Below are 2674 nucleotides of genomic sequence, written 5' to 3'. Positions count from 1 at the left end.
GGCATACAGGAAATGGAGAGATCCTTTTGTTTTCCCAAGGATTCTCCATCCACATGGAAGGCCACCTCCTGCTCCAAATGAATCTCCATCTTCTTAAACCGGTAGCAATGCACCCCGGGAAGACTTTTATGCTTTCCGAAAAGTGCCGCAAACATAATGTAAAGCAATCGCAGCTTTTTCTTGGTGCTGACCAAGCATAAATCCAGGACGCCATCTTCTCCGGAAGCTCCACATCCCAAGGCATAGCCGGATTCATAGGGATGATTATGGATGGACAAAAAGAGGATATGCTGGAATTCCACTCGTTCTTCTCCATCCAGGAGAATACTTCCTTTGATTTTCTTTGCCCGTTTTAATTCTTTCACAAAAGCATAAAAATAAGAAAGGGCCTTGGAACGAATCCTCTGTTTTTCTTTGGGGCAAATGCTACAACCCATACTGAGCAGCTCCTGCAGGACAGCTGCCTCAAAGCCCAGTCCCACACTGACCACAAAACGTCTGTGTCCTCTTTCTCCCTCTACAATGCCGTAATCTACTTTTCGCTCTTCCTTGGCAAAAAGGGCAGAAAGACTTTCCGGAATCTTATAGCCCTTTTGCAGGGCTCTGGCAAAATCGTTGTCCCTATGCACCGGCAAAAAGGAAATCGGGAAGGAGTTGTTATCCAGCATAGCCCCGTCAATCACTTCATTTAAGGTACCGGTTCCGCCAATGACGCAAATCCTATCCTCTTCATATGTGGCTTTTGCTTCTCTTTTACTTTCTCCGGAATAATCTCTATGAATCTCTTGTTGGGTTTCTTTAGGATTTTCTCCAGTGATTTCTCTATGATTTTCTTTATTGATCTCTCCGATGATTTCTCTATGATTTTCTTTATTGATCTCTCTGGTGATTTCTCTGGCAAAGAGTCTGGCATCTCCCTGTTTTTCCGTAAAGAAAACGGAAAAGCCTTCTTCTCCCAACAAAGACTTTCCCTCTTCCTTCATTTTCTCCCAAAGTCGTAACCCCATTCCCTGTCCCGCTCGGGGATTAACGATAAAAAATACCATGCCTCACCATCCATTACTGTTCATCTTCTGATGAACTGAGTATATCATGGGCTGTTTTTATCGTGTATAAAATTAATATAAAGACTCTCTGCTGCTTTTCTTAATTGCAGGTCTTTTGTTCTGTCCCGAAGATAAGTGAATTGATCCGCCTCCGGCATTTCCACCGTAAGATCCGGCGTGATTCCCTTCTTGTGGATGTTTCGTCCTGCCGGCGTAAAGTAGTAATGGGTGGTAAACTCCACCGCAGATCCGTCCGGGAAGCTTCGTACCGTCTGCACAATACCCTTTCCGTAAGACAGCGTTCCGAAAACCCAGGCTCTGTCATAATCCTGCATGGTTCCTGCAAAAAGCTCCGAAGCGGAGGCGGAGTTTTGATTCATTAAAATGATGATGGGCAGTCCCACTTCATGTCCATCCTTGGCATACCAGTCCTTCCCCTTTCCCCACTTGTCCTCCGTATAAAGAAGCAAGGTCTTGTCCTTTTCAAATTGACGATTGGGGTTGGGAGTGACTTCCAAGACGGAGGAGGAAGCACTTTCGCCACGATTTTCCGTCTGTATAGTTTTGTTTTCGCTGTCCTTTCTCTTCGGCTTCTGCAAATGATCCGGCAGAAAGTAATCCAGCAGTTTGGTTGCCGCTTCCACGTCACCCCCCGGATTTCCTCGTAGATCGATAATCAAGGCCTTCTTCTTTCCGTCAATATCGGATTCATACTGGGAAATGAAGGAATCCACCGCCTCCATATAGAAGCCCCTTAAGGAAAGGTAACCGATATCTCCGGGCTTTAGCTTGGCTAAGACATCCCTATTTACATCAGGCTGCTGTTCTTCACTCTTCTGTGGGTCTGTTTCATTTTGCTTTTCAGCTCCGCTCTGAAGCTTCAACATCTCTGCCACATCTCCAACTTCAGAGCCGGGAATGACCACCTCTCCTCTGGTAATCCGCAGAGTGACTTCCTCACCGTTTCGATTTACCACCATTTCCAAAGAGCTTCCCGGCAAACCCTGAATCAGATTCTCCACAATATAGTTTAGGCTAAGGCTCTCCACGGAAATGCCGTCCACCTTCAGTACAACATCTCCCGCCAAAAGACCTGCCTTTTCCGCAGGAGATCCGGGATAAACATACTCTACCAAGGGGCCGCCTTCCTTTTCGGATACCGCCGCACCGATTCCTTTGTATATTCCCTTTTGACGATTTCTGGTCTCCTCTATCTCTTCCTTTGTATAGTAAGCAGCGTAGGGATCCTCTTGCAGAAGGCTGGTCAAAAAGCCCTTGTAAATCATCTCCTCCGCATCTTTTCCATTTTCCTGATAAAGGTAGCTGTCCGTCAGCAAATCCTGAATCTTCCTAAGCTTCTCCGTAACTCTTGGAAGGTTAATGGACTCCAAGTTCTCCAGATTGGAGTCGGAAAGGGTGGAAGAACTGGCCGCTCCATTATGAATGGCCTGATTTTCTTGTCTTTTCGGAAATCCGAAGAAATAAAAATAGCACAAAAGCGCACCAAGAACAAAGGAAAGGGTAAAGCACAGGAAGAAAAACACTACGCCCTTCCAAAGCCCTTTTTTATGCTGTTCCGGCTCAGCTTTCTGCGCTTCCTCCGTCTCCGGCCCCGATGTCTCTATCCG

2 protein-coding genes are annotated in these 2674 nt (G+C 46.3%); both read right to left on the bottom strand.

Translation table 11 applies throughout. From position 1 onward, the window contains the following. On the bottom strand, window positions 1-1046 hold a 1046-nt coding region (locus RYO92_RS11125; protein ID WP_315370421.1), incomplete at its 3' end, for a diacylglycerol/lipid kinase family protein. A 44-nt stretch (window positions 1047-1090) separates the two neighbouring features. Continuing rightward, window positions 1091-2674, bottom strand: a 1584-nt coding sequence (locus tag RYO92_RS11120) for a S41 family peptidase (RefSeq protein WP_315370420.1), incomplete at its 5' end; no start/stop codon positions are given.

The organism is Oribacterium sinus, from assembly GCF_963553175.1.
Taxonomy (GTDB): Bacteria; Bacillota; Clostridia; order Lachnospirales; family Lachnospiraceae; genus Oribacterium; species Oribacterium sinus_B.
The sequence above is the reverse complement of the archived record's forward strand: the minus strand, read 5'-3'. Positions and strand labels throughout refer to the sequence as shown.